This window comes from Poseidonocella sp. HB161398 (assembly GCF_005870025.1).
Taxonomy (GTDB): domain Bacteria; phylum Pseudomonadota; class Alphaproteobacteria; order Rhodobacterales; family Rhodobacteraceae; genus Mangrovicoccus.
Map to the genome: position 1 here is coordinate 1 of NZ_VATA01000045.1, position 16677 is coordinate 16677.

14 protein-coding genes and 1 pseudogene are annotated in these 16677 nt (G+C 71.8%); 10 read left to right on the forward strand and 5 right to left on the reverse strand.

Annotated elements, in window-relative coordinates; translation table 11 throughout:
- Window positions 1-245: 245 nt before the first annotated feature.
- From FGX59_RS26045 to FGX59_RS38905, 3 genes and pseudogenes are all read left to right on the forward strand, one after another.
- Window positions 246-1922: a LysR substrate-binding domain-containing protein gene (locus FGX59_RS26045; RefSeq protein WP_255471644.1), complete on the forward strand. Its 1677-nt coding sequence runs from the start codon at window positions 246-248 to the stop codon at window positions 1920-1922.
- 113 nt (window positions 1923-2035) lie between these two features.
- Complete coding sequence (locus FGX59_RS26050; protein WP_240722719.1) at window positions 2036-3571, forward strand: UxaA family hydrolase; 1536 nt, start codon at window positions 2036-2038, stop codon at window positions 3569-3571.
- 298 nt (window positions 3572-3869) lie between these two features.
- A pseudogene (locus FGX59_RS38905) lies at window positions 3870-4628 on the forward strand (tripartite tricarboxylate transporter substrate-binding protein).
- Window positions 4629-5228: 600 nt separating this feature from the next.
- On the opposite strand, the gene FGX59_RS26065 reads toward FGX59_RS38905, so the two are convergent.
- Together FGX59_RS26065 and FGX59_RS26070 are read right to left on the reverse strand one after the other, a co-directional pair.
- Window positions 5229-6116: a LysR family transcriptional regulator gene (locus FGX59_RS26065; protein ID WP_138470058.1), complete on the reverse strand. Its 888-nt coding sequence runs from the start codon at window positions 6114-6116 to the stop codon at window positions 5229-5231.
- Between the two features lie 262 nt (window positions 6117-6378).
- Entirely contained in the window at window positions 6379-6756 is a 378-nt protein-coding gene (locus FGX59_RS26070) for an AtzH-like domain-containing protein (protein WP_138470059.1), read from the reverse strand.
- A 62-nt stretch (window positions 6757-6818) separates the two neighbouring features.
- On the opposite strand from FGX59_RS26070, the gene FGX59_RS26075 reads away from it, so the two are divergent.
- Genes FGX59_RS26075 through FGX59_RS26090 form a run of 4 tightly spaced genes read left to right on the forward strand, consistent with a single transcriptional unit; the run spans window position 6819 to window position 10765 of the window.
- On the forward strand, window positions 6819-7505 hold the full coding sequence (locus tag FGX59_RS26075) for a cysteine hydrolase family protein (protein WP_138470060.1): 687 nt from the start codon (window positions 6819-6821) through the stop codon (window positions 7503-7505).
- 56 nt (window positions 7506-7561) lie between these two features.
- On the forward strand, window positions 7562-9142 hold the full coding sequence (locus tag FGX59_RS26080) for a regulator (RefSeq protein WP_138470061.1): 1581 nt from the start codon (window positions 7562-7564) through the stop codon (window positions 9140-9142).
- Complete coding sequence (locus tag FGX59_RS26085) at window positions 9139-9351, forward strand: DUF4089 domain-containing protein (RefSeq protein WP_138470062.1); 213 nt, start codon at window positions 9139-9141, stop codon at window positions 9349-9351. Before FGX59_RS26080 ends, FGX59_RS26085 begins: the two co-directional genes overlap by 4 nt.
- Window positions 9344-10765: an AtzE family amidohydrolase gene (locus FGX59_RS26090; RefSeq protein ID WP_138470063.1), complete on the forward strand. Its 1422-nt coding sequence runs from the start codon at window positions 9344-9346 to the stop codon at window positions 10763-10765. The genes FGX59_RS26085 and FGX59_RS26090 overlap by 8 nt, the downstream gene beginning before the upstream one ends.
- A 183-nt stretch (window positions 10766-10948) precedes the next feature.
- On the opposite strand, the gene FGX59_RS26095 is transcribed toward FGX59_RS26090, so the two are convergent.
- The 3 genes from FGX59_RS26095 to FGX59_RS26105 form a co-directional block, all read right to left on the reverse strand.
- Window positions 10949-11392: a cupin domain-containing protein gene (locus FGX59_RS26095; protein ID WP_206078439.1), complete on the reverse strand. Its 444-nt coding sequence runs from the start codon at window positions 11390-11392 to the stop codon at window positions 10949-10951.
- 1 nt (window position 11393) lies between these two features.
- Window positions 11394-12035: a TetR/AcrR family transcriptional regulator gene (locus FGX59_RS26100; protein WP_138470065.1), complete on the reverse strand. Its 642-nt coding sequence runs from the start codon at window positions 12033-12035 to the stop codon at window positions 11394-11396.
- A 128-nt stretch (window positions 12036-12163) separates the two neighbouring features.
- Window positions 12164-13075 carry a LysR family transcriptional regulator gene (locus FGX59_RS26105; RefSeq protein WP_138470066.1) on the reverse strand — a complete coding sequence of 304 codons (912 nt, stop codon included), beginning with the start codon at window positions 13073-13075 and terminating at the stop codon, window positions 12164-12166.
- A 100-nt stretch (window positions 13076-13175) separates the two neighbouring features.
- Between FGX59_RS26105 and FGX59_RS26110 the strand changes: the two genes are divergently transcribed.
- The 3 genes from FGX59_RS26110 (at window position 13176) to FGX59_RS26120 (ending at window position 16636) form a co-directional block, all read left to right on the forward strand.
- Window positions 13176-13934: an SDR family NAD(P)-dependent oxidoreductase gene (locus FGX59_RS26110; protein ID WP_138470067.1), complete on the forward strand. Its 759-nt coding sequence runs from the start codon at window positions 13176-13178 to the stop codon at window positions 13932-13934.
- Window positions 13931-14311 (forward strand): carboxymuconolactone decarboxylase family protein, encoded by a 381-nt coding sequence (locus FGX59_RS26115; RefSeq protein WP_138470068.1) that lies wholly within the window; start codon window positions 13931-13933, stop codon window positions 14309-14311. Before FGX59_RS26110 ends, FGX59_RS26115 begins: the two co-directional genes overlap by 4 nt.
- 372 nt (window positions 14312-14683) lie before the next feature.
- Window positions 14684-16636, forward strand: coding sequence for a bifunctional 2',3'-cyclic-nucleotide 2'-phosphodiesterase/3'-nucleotidase (locus FGX59_RS26120; RefSeq protein ID WP_138470069.1), 1953 nt, complete (start codon window positions 14684-14686; stop codon window positions 16634-16636).
- The last annotated feature ends 41 nt before the right edge of the window (window positions 16637-16677 follow it).

Below are 16677 nucleotides of genomic sequence, written 5' to 3' on the forward strand. Positions count from 1 at the left end.
GCCAGTTTCCGGACATGGCCGGGCCGGTGGGGGAGGGTGCCCCAGTGGCGGACCTCGCCGCCCCGCTCGTCCGCCGCAACGGCCACCGAGATCGTCGCCTTGCGGACATCCAGCCCGATGAAGATGCTGTCCTGCACTTGGTCTCTCCCCCATTCATGATGGCTCGGCGCCAGCCCGTCTGGCGCAACCCTCGAAGGAGAATGACGCGGGAGAGGCCACCGGCCCGGTCGGCTAACCTCGGGATCATGAGGTTTAAGATGCACAGTTGGAACGCGGGCGATGTCCGTGAGGAGATCGCCAATGTGCACAGCATGCGCGACAGGCTGGGCGCAGAGGCCAAGCTGATGCTCGACCCGGCCTGCGTCTTCGACAGCCTCAATGACGCGATCCGCGTCGGGCGCGCCTGCGCCGATGCCGCCTTCCGCTGGTACGAGGACCCGATCCGCCCGATCGGCCTCGGCGCCTTCCGGCACCGCAAGCTGCGCGAGGCGATCGGCATCCCGGTGCTGCAGACCGAGCATGTGCCCGGCCCCGAGGCCAAGGCGGATTTCCTGCTGGCGGGGGGGACGGACCTGCTGCGCGCCGACTGCCACTACGATCTGGGCATCACCGGCTGCCTGAAGACCCTGCGTTTCGGCGAGAGCCTCGGCGTCAGCACCGAGTTCCGCGCGCCCTCGCCGATCCACCGCCACCTGGCCGCCGCGCAGCAGTCCGAGACCATGTACGAGGTCGCCGATGTCTCGCCCGCGATGGACGACCCCTCGCCGCCGATCTATGCCTGCGGCTATTCCGACAACATTGCCGCGATCTCGGCCGCGGGCACGCTGCCGGTGCTGCCTACGACCAGGGCCGGATCGCCGCCGGGCTGCTGCAGGCCGAGGAACTGCGCCTGGAGGCCGCCCTGGCCGGGCCGGTGCTGGAGGAGGCCTGGGCGGAAAATGGGCGCGCCCCTTCCGGGGCGGGGCCTGCCCGCCTATACTCGGCCGTCACCCAGCCGGCCGGAGACGCCCTTGTTCCAGATCAGCCATCTACGCAGCTTCGTCGCGGTGGGAACCGAGCTGAACTTCCGCCGCGCGGCGGAGAAGCTCAACATGACCCAGCCGCCGCTGACCCGGCAGATCCAGCTGCTCGAGCATGTGCTGGGGCTGCAGCTCTTCATCCGCAGCGGCCGCAGCGTGCGCTTCACCGCCGCGGGAGAACGGTTCTTCCTCGAGGCGCAGGACATCCTGCGCCGGGCGGAGGCGGCGGCGCTCTCGACCCGGATGGTCAGCGAGGGGCGCAGCGGCACGGTGATCCTCGGCTGCATCCCGGTGGCGACGGTGACGCACATGCCCGGGGTGATCGGCGCCATCGGCCGCGACCTGCCGGGCCTGACGGTGACGCTGCGCGAGATGCTCAGCACCGACCAGGTCGAAGCGCTTGCGGCCAGGACCATCGACCTGGGCGTGCTGCGCTACCCGCCGCAGGATCGGGCGCTGCGCCTCGAACGCGTGCTCGACGACCGCTTCCGGCTGGCCGTGCACCGGGCGCATCCGCTGGCCGCGAAGGCGCAGCTGTCGCTTGCGGATCTGCATGGCGCGCCCTGCCTGATGCATTCGCCCTCGGTCGGCTGGTACGTGCACGGCATCCTCAACGGGCTTTTCCTGGGATCGAATGTGCGGCCGAGGATCGTGCAGTATCTCGACAACACGCCGACGATCCTGGCCATGGTCAATGCCGGGATCGGGCTGGCGCTGGTGCCGGGCTCGGCGCGGGTGATGGGCTTTGCCGATGTCGTCTGGCGCGAGATCGCGCTGCCCGCCGAGGCGCGGATCGAGGCCTATCTGGCCTGGAGCGACGGCGCGCTCGACACGCCCGCGGTGGCGCGGGTGCACGGCTATCTGCTCGAGGCCGAGGCGCTGGCCGCGGCGGGCGCCGGATAGATGCCCGCCGGGTATCGGTCCTGTCCCTTTCGGCATTGGACGGGCATCGGCCGCCGGGCCTAGCCTCCGGTGACCGGCGGCCGATGCCCCCGGCAGAGGGGGAGGACCCGGACTTGACCCAGATCGAGGCGGCGGACCGCGTGATCCGCATCCATCACGAGGACGATGTCGGCATCGCGCGGCAGCGGATCGAGGCGGGCACGCCGGTTGGCGGCATCGGCCCGGCGCTGGCGGCGATCCCGGCGGGCCACAAGATCGCGCTGCGCGCCCTGGAAGCGGGCAGCCCGGTGCGCCGCTACGGCCAGGTGATCGGCCATGCCACGGCGCCGATCGCGGCGGGGGCGCATGTCCATGTCCACAATCTCGACATTGCCGGGACCGCCCGCGCGGCCGAGATCGGCTCGGCCCGCAAGGGACGCCCGGCCCCGGCGCCCGCGCGGGTCTTCGACGGCATCCTGCGCCCCGACGGACGGGTGGCGACGCGCAACTACATCGGCATCCTGACGACGGTGAACTGTTCGGCCCATGTGGCCGAACTGGTCGCCTCGGTCTTCGCGCGCAATCCGCTGACCGGCGAGGACCCGCTGGCGGACTATCCCAATGTCGACGGGGTGGTGGCGCTGACCCACAAGAGCGGCTGCGGCATGAGCGCGGGCGCGCCGCTGCAGCTTCTGCGCCGCACGCTCGGCGGCTATGCCCGGCACCCCAATTTCAGCCATGTGCTGGTCTTCGGGCTCGGCTGCGAGGTCAACCAGATCGGCGGCTTCGTCGAGGCGGAGCGGCTGGCCGGGCGGCTGGCGAGCCTCGACATCCAGGGCGCGGGCGGCGCGCGCGCCGCGGTGGCGCGCGGCGTGGCGCTGGTCAGCGACTGCCTGGCCGAGAGCAACCGCGCCGCCCGCGTCCCGGTCCCCGCCTCGGCGCTGAAGCTGGCGCTGATCTGCGGCGGATCGGACAGCTATTCCGGCCTGACCGCCAACCCGGCGCTCGGCGCGGCGGCCGACCTGCTGGTCGCGCAGGGCGGCACCGCGATCCTGTCGGAGACGCCCGAGACCTGGGGGGCGGAGCATCTGCTGGCCGCCCGTGCCGCGCGGCCCGAGGTGGGCGAGGCGCTGCTCGAACGGATCCGCTGGTGGGAGGCCTATGCCCGCCGCCATGACGTGTCGCTGAACGCCAACCCGACCCCCGGCAACAAGGCCGGCGGGCTGACGACGATCCTCGAGAAATCCCTCGGCGCGCTGGCCAAGGGCGGCACCACCGACCTGGAGGAGGTCGTGGGCTATGCCGAGCCGGTGACGCGGCCGGGGCTCGTCTTCATGGACGGGCCGGGCTACGACCCGGTGCAGGTGACCGGCCAGATCGCCTCGGGCGCCAATCTCGTCGCCTTCACCACCGGCCGCGGCAGCGTCTTCGGCGCCAAGCCCGCGCCGACGCTGAAGCTGGCCTCGAACAGCGCCATGTACCGCCGCATGCAGGACGACATGGACATCGATTGCGGCACGGTCCTCGAAGGCCGCGAGAGCATTGCCGACTGCGGCGCGCGGATCTTCGAGGCGCTGCTGGCCACCGCCTCGGGCCGTCCGACCGCGAGCGAGACGATGGGCTTCGGCGGCCACGAATTCGCCCCCTGGCAGACCAGCGCGGCGATCTGAGGCGCAGACCGCGCGCCGGGGTGTCGTCCGCGCCCGAGCCTGCATCGTCCGCGCGCGGCGAAACCGGAGACGGGTCGGGAGGAGCGGCCCCCTGCCGCCAGACAGGACAAGGATCCGCATGGGGTCCGGGACGCGCCCCGCCGGACGGGCGCGATCGGGCGGGGCGCGGCCATTGCCGCGGGACCGCGCATGGAACCTGCCCGGCGGGAGGAGAGGCACGGGAACATCCTGGCCAGCCTTGCCGCAGCGATGGCCATGTCCGGCCTTGCCGGCTAGGCCGTGCCGCTGCATCCCGCGGATGCTGAAGAGATGCCGGCGACTGGCCCGGGCGGCCGGTCCAGGTGATCGTGCCCTGCAATCCCGGCGGCGACACCGATGTCAACGCGCGGCTCTGCGCCAGGTACCGGGAACCTCCCTGCCGGTGGTCAATGCCACCGGCGCGGGCGGCTCGATCGCCACGCGCCAGGTCGCGGCGGCGGCGCTGGACGGGCAGATGGTGCTTCTCTTCCACGCCGCCAGGTTCGCCAATGCGGCTTCGGGCATTCCGGATCCGGCCTTGCGCGATTTCAAGCTGGCCGCCGTGGCCGGGACCAAGCCCGCCATGATCGTCACCAAGCGCGCCGATGCGCCCTGGCAGACGCTTGAGGAGCTGGCCGAGGCCGGCAGGGCGGCACCTTCTGCTTGATCGCCAAGCTCTTCGAACTGGCGGGGGTGGAGGTCGACGCCGTCGCGCTCGGCGGCGCCGCGGACCGCCGTCCTTGGCGGCAATGCCGACGTCGCGCAGAACCCGGTCGGCCAGGTGAAGCCCTATCTCCACGCGGGCCGGCTGCGCGGGCTGGCGGCACTGCGCCCCGACCGCAACCCGTGCCGGCCGGACATGGCTTCCGGGGTCGAGCAGGGCTATGACGTCGCCTTCGTCTACGGCTACGTCTTCCCGGAGGCCACGCCGGAGGCGATGGCCGACCGCTTCGGCGCCGCGGCGACGGAGATCGCGACCGGCAGCGAGGCGGATGCAGAGGACGTCGCCCCGACCTATTTCCGGACCCAATCGCGCTGACCGGCGAGCAAGCCGCGGTGCGGCTCGAAACCGTCGAGGCCACGGTCGGCCGGGTGGATTTCCCCCGGCGCTGCAGGGAGTGGCGGGGCCGCCGCTCCCGATCCGGACCGGGAGGAGAGCGACCATGCATCCGGGATCCGGGGACATCATTTCCGGCGCGGGGCTGACCGCGGCTGCCGCCGCCATCTGGCGGACCGGCGGCGCCGTGCCGAAGGACTTCGACAGCGGAGTCGGTTCGGGCTTCATGCCGCGGGCCGCGGGGCCCGCGCTCGGGCTCGCGGCGCGGGCGGGTGCCTGCGGGCTCAACAACCGCGGCTTCGACGTGGCGACGCTCTTCGCGGCCGGGCCGCGCGGCCTCCTGATGCCGGGCTTCGGCTATCCGGTGCCGCGGCCGATCCTCGGCGCCGCGCTGGGGCCGATGGCCGAGAAGAACCTGCGCATCGCGACGATGCCGGGCCATGGCGACCTGACGGCGCTGCCGATCCGGCGGTTCTCGGCCGCGGCGCCGGCGCTGGCCGTGCTCTGTGCCGGCTGGATGCTCCTGGCGCAGCTGCGGCCGGTTCGATCCCGGCACGGCGGCCTCGGGCCCCGGCCCGCGCCTCACTGCAGCGCGCGGGCGATCTGCTGGGCGAATTTCGCCGAGGCGACGGGCAGGGTGCGGCCGCGCATCTGCCCGAGCAGCAGGAGCCCCGGATCGATGTCGCCCGGATGCAGCGGGCGCAGCACCAGCCCCGAGCGGGAGGTCGGCGGGATGCCGATCGGGATCTGGAAGCCGACCACCTCCTCGTAGAGCACGTATTGCCGCATCAGGTCGAAGCTGTCGGCCTCGAGCACCGGGCGCAGCGACATCGAGCGGCCGCGCGTCGCCTTCTCCAGCAGGTGGCGGACGCCGTATTCCTGCGAGGGCACGATATGGCGCTCGGCCAGGCAGTCGCGCAGCCGCAGCACCTCGCGGCGGGCCAGCGGATGGTCCCCGGACAGCACCGCGCAGACCGGCTGCTCGGTCGCCTGGATCACCTCGAAATCGACCAGGTGCACCGGCTCGAAGACCAGCGCGAGGTCGGAGGCGAAGGTGCTCAGCTCCTCCTCGGCGCGGGCGCGGTCGCGGATGCGGATCGAGAAGGTCACGCCGGGATGCTCCCTGCGGTAGAGCGCCACCTCGCGCGGCAGGAAGACCGGGTTCAGCGCCTGCGAGCAGGCGATCGAGACATGGCCGCGGCGCTCGCCGCCGAGATCGGCGATCAGGCTGCGCACCCGCGCGAGATCGCCGAGCTGCGCCTGGATGTGCTGCATCAGCAGCTCGCCCGCCGGGTTCAGCCGCACCCCGCGCGGCAGCCGCTCGAAGATCGGCGCGCCGAACTCCTCCTCGAAATTCTGGATGCGACGGTTCAGCGCGGAACTGGTGATGTTCATGTCCTCGGCGGCGCGGCGGATCGAGCCCGCGCGGGCGGTGTCGCGGATCATCGTCAGGGTCACGAGATGGCGCATGGGATCTCACTGCTGCAAAAAACGCATCGGAATGCTGAAATCATAGCAGTAGAATTCGGCGCTTCACAGCGGCACGATGACCCCGGAACGCGCCTCTGCCGCTGCCGGAGGCGTCGCCCGGCACCCTTCATCCCTTGCGGAGATCCCCTGTCCGATGCGCGACGACGACCCTGTCTGCAACGGCCGTCAACGGGCGGCAGAGGCCGCCCCCGCGATGCCGCGCAGGGCTGTCCGGACGGCCGCAGGCCGCCGCCGGTCCGGGTCAGGGATCGAGGCTGACATGCGCCGAGACGATGCGCCAGCCTTCCGGGCGGCGCATCCAGACCTGGCTCTGCCTGCCGCGGCGGCCGGAGCCGAGGCGCCGGTACTCGCAGGTGGCGGTGCCGAAATCGGCCGAGAAGGCGGTGATCCGCACCTCGCTGAGCTCGCGCGCGGTGTCCGGCACGTCGCGGTTGCGGCGGAAGGCGGCGATCTCGGCATGGCCGTAGAGCCCGCCGCCGGGCGCCAGCCGCACCGCGCGCGGGTCCTCCCAGAAGAACCCCGTCAGCCGCGCGACGTCATTGGCCGCCAGCGCCGCCTCGTAGGCGTCGAACTCGGCCCGGATCTCGGCCTCCGTGGATGCCCTGTCGACCTCTTCCATCCCCTCAGCCTCCGCCTGTGCCGGAGCCTCGCCGGGCCCCCGGTAGAAAGGAATGCAGCAAAATGAGCGATGTGCAACTGGCCGCAGAGCCCGGCCCCCTGGAATTCGACCCCGGGCGCGCCGCGCTGGTGGTGATCGACATGCAGCGCGACTTCCTGGAGCCGGGCGGCTTCGGCGAGACGCTGGGAAATGACGTGTCGCTGCTGCAGGCGGCGGTCGGGCCCTGCCGGGTCGCGCTGGAGGCGGCGCGACGGGCGGGCATGCTGGTGATCCACACCCGCGAGGGCCACCGGCCGGATCTCTCGGACGCGCCGCCCGCTAAGCTCGCGCGCGGCGCGCCGAGCCGGCGGATCGGCGATCCCGGCCCGATGGGGCGCATCCTGGTGCGCGGCGAGCCCGGCCATGACATCGTCGCGGCGCTCTATCCGGAGCCGGGCGAGGTGGTGCTCGACAAGCCCGGCAAGGGCGCCTTCCACCAGACCGACCTGGCGCAGATCCTCGCCAATGGCGGCATCGACACGCTGCTGGTCTGCGGCGTCACCACCGAGGTCTGCGTGCACACGACGATCCGCGAGGGCAATGACCGCGGCTACCGCTGCGTGGCGATCGGCGATGCCTGCGCCTCCTACTTCCCCGAATTCCACCGCGTCGGCCTGGAGATGATCAAGGCGCAGGGCGGGATCTTCGGCTGGGTCAGCGACGCGCAGAGCTTCGCCGCGGCCCTGTCCGCCGCCGAGGCGGCAGCCTGAGACGACCGGGCGGGGCAAGGGCCCTGCCGGGAACCTTCCGATTGGAGAGCGTGCAGATGGACAAGACGACAGTGAAGCTCTGGACACCGGGCGACTGGAATGCCCTGTTCGGGCTCGGAACGAACGTGCTGGTCAACCTCCTGGTGATGACCGGCCTGCTGAAATACGTGGTCGGCCTGCCCGACGAGCTGACCTTCGGGCGCATCCTGCCCGCGGTCGGCATGATGCTGTTCCTGGGCAACATGTACTATGCCTGGATGGGGCTGCGCCTGGCCCGGAAAGAGGGCCGCGCGGATGTCTGCGCGCTGCCCTCGGGCCCGTCGGTGCCGCACATGTTCATCGTGGTCTTCGTCATCATGCTGCCGATCCTCGGCCAGACCGGCGATCCGGTGAAGGCCTGGGAGGCGGGGCTGGCCTGGGTCTTCCTGCAGGGCTTCATCCTGATCGGCGGCTCCTTCCTGGCGCCGGTCATCCGCCGCATCACGCCGCGCGCGGCGCTGCTCGGGACGCTGGCCGGCGTGTCGCTGGCCTTCATCGCCATGCGCCCGGCAACCGAGATCTTCATGACCTCGATCATCGGCCTGACCTGCCTCGCGATCATCCTGGTCAGCTGGTTCGGCGGGGTGAAGTATCCCCGCGGCATCCCGGCGGGGCTCGTCGCCATCGTCGCCGGCATGGTGCTGGCCTGGGGCGCGGCGGCGCTCGGCATGCCCGAGATCGGCGGCATGGATGCCGGCGCCCTGGCGGCGAGCTTCGCGCATTTCGGCTTCTCGATCCCGCTTCCGGCCGTCGACCATGTCTTCTCGGGCTTCGAGTTCCTCGGCTTCATCCTGGTCACCGCCATCCCCTTCGGCGTCTACGACCTGGTCGAGGCGATGGACAACGTGGAATCCGCCGAGGCCGCGGGCGATGTCTATTCGACCACCGAGGCGATCTCGGCCGAGGGCGCGATCTCGCTGATCGGCACGCTTCTCGGCTCGCCCTTCGCCAATGCGGTCTATATCGGCCATCCCGGCTGGAAGGCCATGGGCGGGCGGATCGGCTATTCCGCGGCGACCGGGCTCTTCGTACTGGTGCTGGCCTGGTTCGGGGTGCTGGCGGTCTTCCTGAACCTCGTGCCGGTGGTCGCGATCTCGCCGATCCTGCTCTATATCGGCATGCTGATCGGCGCGCAGGCCTTCCAGACCTCGCCGATGAAGCACGCCCCGGCGGTGATCCTCGGCATCGTGCCGCATCTGGCGGCCTGGGCGAAGACGCTGATCGACGGCGCGCTCGGCGCGGCCGGGGCAGAGGTCACGCCGGATCTGGTCGCGGGCATGGCGCAGAACGGCGTGCTCTACCAGGGGCTCGGCGTGCTCGGCAGCGGCGCGATCCTGACCGGGCTGGTGCTGGCGGCGATCGGGGTCTTCGTGATCGAGCGCAACTTCCCCTGGGCGGCGGCCTTCGCCGCGGCGGGGGCGGTGCTGACCTTCTTCGGCTTCATGCACGGGCCCGAGGTCGGCTTCGGCGTGACGCCGGGCGTGGCGCTGGCCTATGCGGTGGTGGCGGTGTTCCTCTATCTCTGCCCGAAGCTCGCCGTGGCCGATCCCGCGCCCGAGAGCCTCGAACCCGCCGCCGGCGCGCAGCCCGCGGAATGACCGGGATGACCCACGAGGCCTATATCGACGCGATGTCGGAGATGATGCAGCTGCCCGTCGCGGCAGAGCACCGCCCCGGCACCGCCCGGTTCCTCGCGATCGCCGCCGAAATGGCGGCGATCCTCGACGGGGTCGTGCTCGACGATGGCGAGCTGGTGCTGGCGCCGGTCTTCTGCCCGCCGGCCACCGGGGAGGACGGCTATGCGTGACCTGCAATGGGCGATGGCCGCCGAGATCGCCGCGGGCGTCGGCGGGGGCGGTCTCTCCGCCAGGACGGTGGCGGAGGCGGCGCTTCAGCGGATCGCGCGGCTGAACGCCGACGTCAACGCCTTCACCGCCGTGACCGGCGAGCGCGCCCTGGCCGAGGCCGATGCGGTCGACGCCGCCATCGCCGCGGGTCAGGCGCCGGGGCCGCTGGCGGGCGTGCCCTTCGCGGTCAAGAACCTCTTCGATGTCGAGGGGCTGCCCACCCTGGCCGGGTCGCGGATCAACCGCGACCGGGCGCCGGCCCGGGCCGATGCCGCGCTGGTCCGGCGGATGCGCGCGGCCGGCGCCGTGCTGGTCGGCACGCTCGGCATGGGCGAATACGCCTATGACTTCACCGGCGAGAACAGCCATGAAGGCGCCTGCCGCAATCCGCATGACCTGGCGCGGATGACCGGCGGCTCGTCTTCGGGCTGCGGCGCGGCGACGGCGGCGGGGCTGGCGCCGATCTCGCTCGGCTCGGACACCAACGGCTCGCTCAGGGTGCCGGCCTCGCTCTGCGGGGTGTTCAGCCTGAAGCCGACCTACGGGCGGCTGACCCGGGCGGGAACATTCTCCTTTGTCGACAGCCTCGACCATCTCGGTCCCTTCGCGCGCTCGGCCAGGGATCTCGCGCTGGCCTATGATGCGCTGCAGGGGCCCGACCCGGCGGATCACGGCTGCGCCGCCCGCCCGGCAGAGCCCGCCCTGCCGGACATCGGCGCCGGGGCCGAGGGGCTGCGTTTCGCCTGTCCCGGCGGCTGGCTGGCGCGGCAGGCCGGGCCCGAGGCCCGCGCCGCGGCAGAGGCAGTGGCCGCGGCGCTCGAGGCCCTGGGCGGCAGCCTTCGTCCCGGTCTGGCGCTCGACGGGGCCGAGGCCGGGCGGGCGGCGGCCTATCTGATCACCAATTCCGAAAGCGCGGCCTTCCATCTCGACCGGCTGCGCCATCGCGCGGGCGAGTTCGATCCCGACACGCGCGACCGCTTCCTGGCCGGGGCGCTGCTGCCTGCGGCCTGGGTCAGCCGTGCCCAGCGGGTGCGCGCCTGGTGGCTGGCCCGCGCGATGGAGGCCTTTGCCGCGGTCGATGCGCTGATCGTGCCGGCCACCCCGGTGCAGGCGCCGCTCCGGGGCGACAAGGTGCTGACCATCGGCGGCGAGACGCGGCCGCTCCGGCCCAATCTCGGCCTGCTGGCGCAGCCCTTCTCCTGCATCGGCCTGCCGGTCGTGACGGTGCCGGTCTTCCGCCCCGGCACGCTGCCGATCGGGGTGCAGGTCATCGTGCCGCCCTGGAAGGAGGGGCTGGCGCTGCGGATCGCGCATGCGCTGGAAACCGCAGGCACCGCCCACGCCGGGATCCCGGCGCTCTGCCGGGCGGCGTGACCGCCCCGCGGGCGGGGCTGCGGGTGAAGGAGTCCGGGGCGTCATGTCCGGGGCGTCATGGAGAGAGCCGGTCCCGATCTGGTCAGGACCGCTCCCTGAATCGAGAGAGCGCTGCCGCCTCCGGGACCGCCTTCCCGGTTTGCCCCCGAGCGCCGTGGTCGAACGGGTTTCTTCAGCGCCGCGTCAGGCGGCGGGGGGCAGCATGGCGATGCCGTGGCGGTCCATCGCCGCGCCGATCCGGGCGATATCCGGCCGGGCCTCCGGCGCGGGCATGCCGATGTCGCGGAAGAAGGCGGTCATGCCGGGCTCCAGCAGCACCAGCATCCGCACCGGCGCGCCGCTTTCATTGGCATAGCCGTGCGGCTGCCAGGGCGCGATGCGCAGCGTGCAGCCGGGTCCAGCCTGAATCGTCACGGGGGGCTCGTCCCCGGCAGGAAACTGGCGCAGGGTCAGCGCGCCTTCGAGGATGTAGAAGAGTTCCGCCGAGGCGTGGCTGTGCGGTGGCGTGCCCGATCCCGGCGGCACCTCGACCTCGACCAGCTCGGCCCCGGTCCCCGGCAGGCCACCCAGAAAGCGGATGCGGTCCGCCGCGACCCAGACGGCTTCCCCGTCCTGCGGCGCAGTCATGTCAATCTCCATCGCCTGACTCCCTTGGCTGCGATGTTCCGTCCGCGGCAGTCGCGCCGGACGTGACCGCGGACAGGATCACCTCCAGCGCCCAGGAGGCGGTCTCCCCGGCCTGGGCACCGGACAGACCGCCGTAATCCTTCAGGACCTCCCATGCGGAGGCCGAATAGAGCAGATGCGCCAGCGCCTCGACCTTGCGGGCCTCCTCCGGGGGCAGCGCGGCCAGCGCCGGGGCCAGCGCCGCCGCGAAGCGCGCGCGGCGGGTGCCGACCGTCGCGGCGCGCATCTCGCGGCCGGTGCGGCTGTGCAGCGCGGCGCGCATCGCGCCCTCATGCGCGTCGAATTCCGGAAAGGCGCGCCGCGGCCCTTCGAGGATGTCGCCGGGCTCCCGCGGGTCAGGCGAGGTGCCCATCCGCGCGTTCAGCCAGGGCCAGAAGGCGGCCAGGAGGTCGTCCTTGCCGGCGAAATGGCGGAAGAGCGTCCGGCGCTGGATCCCGGCCGCGCGGGCGATCTCCTCCATCGGGATCTCGTCGGGGGCCGCGGCATCGGCCATCAGCCGGTAGAGCGCGTCGAGGATCGCCTCGCGCGTCGCGCGCGCCTTCTTCTCGCGCAGGGGGCTGTTATAGGCTCGCGTCTCGGTCACGCCGCTGCTCCGAATTTGATGGCACCATGAGTGACACGGATTTGCGGCGCCGTCAATTGGAGACACGTTAAGTGACATCATTTCGGCACCCCGGACGGAGCCGGGAAGCCGCAGAGGCTGCGCGCTCCTCAGGCGGCGCCGACCGGATGCTGTGTCAGGTGCCCGGAAAAGGCCTCCCTGGCGAAGGCGATGAACTGCGCCAGCCGCTGCGGCCGGTAGCGGTCCCGCGGATAGAGCAGCGACATCGGCTGCTGCGGCGCCTGCCAGTCCGGCATCATCTGCTCCAGCCGCCCGGCCGCGATGTCGCTGCCCGCAAGCACCTCGGGCAGCAGCGCGACGCCCATCCCCGCATTCGCCGCGACCCGCACGGCCTGGCCGGAATTCACGGAAATCGCAGAGCCGGGCATCCAGCTCCGGGTCTCGCCGCCCTTCGCGAACCGCCAGGGCCTGCGCCCGGTCTTCGAGAACAGCACCGCCCGGTGGCTGTCGAGCTGGGCGGGCGCGGCGGGGCGGCCATGCGCGGCGAGATAGCCGGGCGAGGCGCAGAGCACCATCCGGTAGGGCGCGAGCCGCGCCTGCAGGAGCGAGCTGTCCTCCAGCGTGCCGATGCGGAAGGCGGCGTCGAAGCCGCCCGCGACCAGATCCTCGTTTTGGTCGGAAAGCGCGAGCTCGATCTGCACCTGCGGCGCCGCGGCGGAGAAGCGTCCGAGCGCGGGCATCAGCGCCTCGGTGCCGAAGCTGACCGGCGCGGCGATGCGCAGCCGTCCCTGCGGCTCGCGCTGCTGGTCGCTGGCCCGGCCCTCGGACAGCGCGACCAGTTCCAGGATGTCCCGGCACTGCTCCAGATAGCTCTCGCCGAATTCCGTCAGGCTCTGCTGCCGCGTCGTGCGGTTGAGCAGCCGGACCTGCAGATGCTCCTCGAGCGCGGCGATGCGTTGCCCGACCAGTGCGCTGCTCACGCCCAGCCGCGGCGCGGCCGCGTTCATCGACCCGGCCTGGACGGTTTCGACGAAGCTGCGCATCGCGGTGAAGAGGTCCATTGCAAAGGATTCCTTTGTAAAGATCGAAGCCTGCGCCTGATTATCACGGTTTTCCTGGTCTTCTAAAGTGCTCTGCGAGAGACGGAGACAAGGAGCCATCATGGCGAGACGATTTGAGAACCGCGCAGTTCTGGTGACCGGCGCAGGCAGCGGCATGGGGCGCGCCGTGGCGCTGCGGCTCGCCGAGGAGGGCGCCAGGGTCGTGCTCTGGGGACGGCGCAGCGGCCCGCTCGAGGCGGTCGCCGCCGAGATCCGCGCGGGGGGCGGCACGGCGCTGGCCGAGGCGTGCGACATTGCCGATCCGCAGGCAGTGGTAAAGGGCCTCGACGCCGCCCGCGCGGCGTTCGGGCCGCTGCAGGCGGTCTTTGCCAATGCCGGGCATCTGGGCGCGTTCAAGCCGCTGCGCGACACGCAGGCGGCGGATTTCGACGATCTCGTCCGGATCAACCTGGCCGGGACGCAGCAGACCGTGGCGCAGTGCCTGCGGCAGATGGAGGGCGGCGCCGTGCTGATCAACGCCTCCTGGACGGCCGGGGCGGTGATGCCCGGCTCCGGCGCCTATGCCGCGACCAAGGCGGGGCTTCTGGCGATGATGCGGGTCCTCGCCGTCGAGGAGGGCCCGCGCGGCAACCGCGTCAACGCGATCAGCCCGGGGATCATCCTGACGCCGATGGCCGACGAGGTGCTCGACCCGGAGATCGCCCGCCGCCTCGCCGGCCACACGCCGCTGCGCCGCAACGGCCGGCCCGAGGATGTGGCGGGCACGGCCGCCTGGCTCCTGTCCGGCGACGCGGCCTTCGTGACCGGGCAGGACATTGTCGTCGATGGCGGCTTCACTCTGGGCGGGGCGCTGCGATGAGCCGCGCGGAGGGCGCCCGGCTGGCGGAGAAGGTGAATCCCGGCCTGCGGGACGTGCTGGAGGCGCGCTATGGCGCGCTGCTGCCGGGCATGGCCGACACGGTGATCGACATGGCCTATGGCCGGTTCTACGCGCGGGAGGGGCTCGACCTGAAGAGCCGCTACATCGCGACCATTGCCGCGCTTTCCGCCCAGGGCGGGCAGACCGGGCCGCAGCTGCGCATCAATATCGAGGCGGGGCTGGGGGCCGGGCTCGCCCCGCGGGAGATCGCCGAGACGATCTGGCAGATGGCGCTCTATGGCGGGCTTCCCGCCGCGGTCAACGCGCTCAACACGCTGAGGGCCGTCCTCGCGGAGCGCGCGCCGCAGCCGGACTGAGCATCGGGCGGGCCATTGCGCGGGCCCGCCCTTTTCGCTGCGCAGGGGCGGGGCCATGCCGGACTGGCCGGTCGGCGCTTTCCTCCGGGTCGCGTCGCGCGGTCCGCACCGCACGATGGCAGGCCGGGGAAGACGCGACGGGCCTGTCCTGCTTTCGCTGCCGCGGCCCTGCGCCGGGGCGGCGCATGCGCGGCGGCAGGGTGCGAGCGGGCGGGTGCGGCCGCACCCGGCAGGGACCGGATCTTCCCGTAACGGCAGGCTCGGAGGGGCGGATTGTGGCGAAAGGGTCACTGGACAGCAGGAACTGGCTGGAGGAGGTTGCAGCAGGTTCCGCGGCCCAGGCGGAGCCCGCGAATCCCGAAAGGAGCGCCCATGCGCCTGACCCGCCGTACCTTCCTCGCCTCTACGGGGGCCGCCATCGCGCTCCATCCTTTCGCGCTGCGCGCGCAGTCGAACCAGGCGCATCTGCGGCTGATGGAAACGACGGACATCCATGTCCATGTCTTCCCCTACGACTACTATGCCGACAAGCCGGTGGACACGGTCGGGCTGGCGCGCACTGCCTCGCTGATCGAGGATATCCGCGCCGAGGCGGCGAATGCGCTGCTGCTGGACAATGGCGATTTCCTGCAGGGCAATCCGATGGGCGACTATGTCGCCTACGAGCGCGGCATGGGCGAGGGCCAGACCCATCCGGTGATCGATGCGTTCAACACGCTGGGCGTGGATGCCTCGACGCTGGGAAATCACGAATTCAACTACGGCCTGCCCTTCCTCGAAGCCGCGCTGGCGGGCGCGGCCTGCCCGGTGGTCTCGGCCAACGTCGTGACGGCGAAGGGTGCGACGCCGGCAGAGGACGAGACGCTGGTGCCGCCCTACGTGATCCTCGACCACCAGGTCACCGATGGCGGCGGCGAGAGCCACCCGGTGAAGGTCGGCGTGATCGGCTTCGTGCCGCCGCAGATCCTGCAATGGGACCGCTCGCATCTGGAGGGCAAGGTCGAGACCCGCGACATCGTCGAGGCGGCCGAGGCCTGGGTGCCGGTGATGAAGGCCGAAGGCGCCGAGATCGTCGTCGCGCTCTGCCATTCGGGGATCGGGTCGGCCGTGCACGAGCCGGGGATGGAGAATGCCGCCGTGCCGCTCGCCGCGGTCGAGGGAATCGACGTGGTGATGACCGGGCACAATCACCTGGTCTTCCCGGGGCCGGATTTCGAGGGCTTCGAGGCGGTCGACGCGGCCAAGGGCACGATCCACGGCAAGCCCGCGGTGATGGCCGGGTTCTGGGGCTCGCACATGGGGCTCGTGGACCTGCTGCTGGAGCGCGGCGAGGACGGCTGGCACATCCTGGAGGCCGAGGTCGAGGCGCGGCCGATCTACCTGCGCGGCGAGGACCGCAAGGTCACGCCGACGGTCGAAAGCGTGCCCGCGGTGCTGGAGGCGGTCGAGGACGCCCATGCCGCGACCCTGGCCTATGTCCGCCGCGCGGTCGGCAAGACCGACGCGCCGCTCTATTCCTATTTCGCGCTGGTCGCCGACGACCCCTCGGTGCAGATCGTCTCGAACGCCCAGGCCTGGTACATCTCGCAGATGATGGCGGGCACCGAATGGGAGGGGCTGCCGATCCTCTCGGCGGCGGCGCCCTTCAAGGCGGGCGGCCGCGGCGGGCCCGACTACTATACCGACGTGGCGGCCGGCGATATCGCGATCAAGGACGTGGCCGATCTCTATCTCTATCCGAACACGGTGCGGGCGGTGCGGATCGACGGCGCGACGGTGCGCGAATGGCTGGAGCGCAGCGCGGGCATGTTCAACCAGGTGGCGCCGGGCGGGCGCGACCTGCCGCTGCTCGACCCGTCCTTCCCCAGCTACAATTTCGACGTGATGGACGGGGTCAGCTACCGCATCGACCTGAGCCAGCCGTCGAAATACGGGCCCAAGGGCGAGCTGGTCGCGCCGGAGGCGAACCGGATCAGGGATCTGTCCTTCAACGGCGCGCCGATCGACGACAGCCAGGAGTTCATCGTCGCCACCAACAACTACCGCGCGGGCGGCGGCGGCAGCTTCCCCGGTGCGGTGCCGGAGAATGTCGTCTTCGAGGCGCCCGACACCAATCGCGACGTGATCGTGCGCTACATCGTCGAAAAGGGCACGGTCAGCCCCGAGGCCGACGGCAACTGGGCCTTCATGCCGATGCCGGGAAGCACGGTGGTCTTCGATACCGGCCCGGCCGGGCAGCAATTTGCGGGCAAGGTGGCCGGGGTCAAGATCGCGCCGGTGGGCGAGGCCGAGGGCGGGTTCTACCGCTACCGCATCACGCTGTGAGCGGCATGCAAAACGCCCCCGGAGCGGTCTGCTCCGGGGGC

Excerpts from the sequence above, each read along its gene's own strand:
- FGX59_RS26105 (WP_138470066.1), bottom strand. The coding sequence starts at position 13,075 with ATGGACCTCTTCACCGCGATGCGCAGCTTCGTCGAAACCGTCCAGGCC.
- FGX59_RS26070 (WP_138470059.1), bottom strand. The coding sequence starts at position 6,756 with ATGGAAGAGGTCGACAGGGCATCCACGGAGGCCGAGATCCGGGCCGAG.
- FGX59_RS26080 (WP_138470061.1), top strand. The coding sequence starts at position 7,562 with ATGGACAAGACGACAGTGAAGCTCTGGACACCGGGCGACTGGAATGCC.
- FGX59_RS26120 (WP_138470069.1), top strand. The coding sequence starts at position 14,684 with ATGCGCCTGACCCGCCGTACCTTCCTCGCCTCTACGGGGGCCGCCATC.
- FGX59_RS26110 (WP_138470067.1), top strand. The coding sequence starts at position 13,176 with ATGGCGAGACGATTTGAGAACCGCGCAGTTCTGGTGACCGGCGCAGGC.
- FGX59_RS26065 (WP_138470058.1), bottom strand. The coding sequence starts at position 6,116 with ATGCGCCATCTCGTGACCCTGACGATGATCCGCGACACCGCCCGCGCG.
- FGX59_RS26045 (WP_255471644.1), top strand. The coding sequence starts at position 246 with ATGAGGTTTAAGATGCACAGTTGGAACGCGGGCGATGTCCGTGAGGAG.
- FGX59_RS26085 (WP_138470062.1), top strand. The coding sequence starts at position 9,139 with ATGACCGGGATGACCCACGAGGCCTATATCGACGCGATGTCGGAGATG.
- FGX59_RS26115 (WP_138470068.1), top strand. The coding sequence starts at position 13,931 with ATGAGCCGCGCGGAGGGCGCCCGGCTGGCGGAGAAGGTGAATCCCGGC.
- FGX59_RS26090 (WP_138470063.1), top strand. The coding sequence starts at position 9,344 with ATGCGTGACCTGCAATGGGCGATGGCCGCCGAGATCGCCGCGGGCGTC.
- FGX59_RS26095 (WP_206078439.1), bottom strand. The coding sequence starts at position 11,392 with ATGACTGCGCCGCAGGACGGGGAAGCCGTCTGGGTCGCGGCGGACCGC.
- FGX59_RS26075 (WP_138470060.1), top strand. The coding sequence starts at position 6,819 with ATGAGCGATGTGCAACTGGCCGCAGAGCCCGGCCCCCTGGAATTCGAC.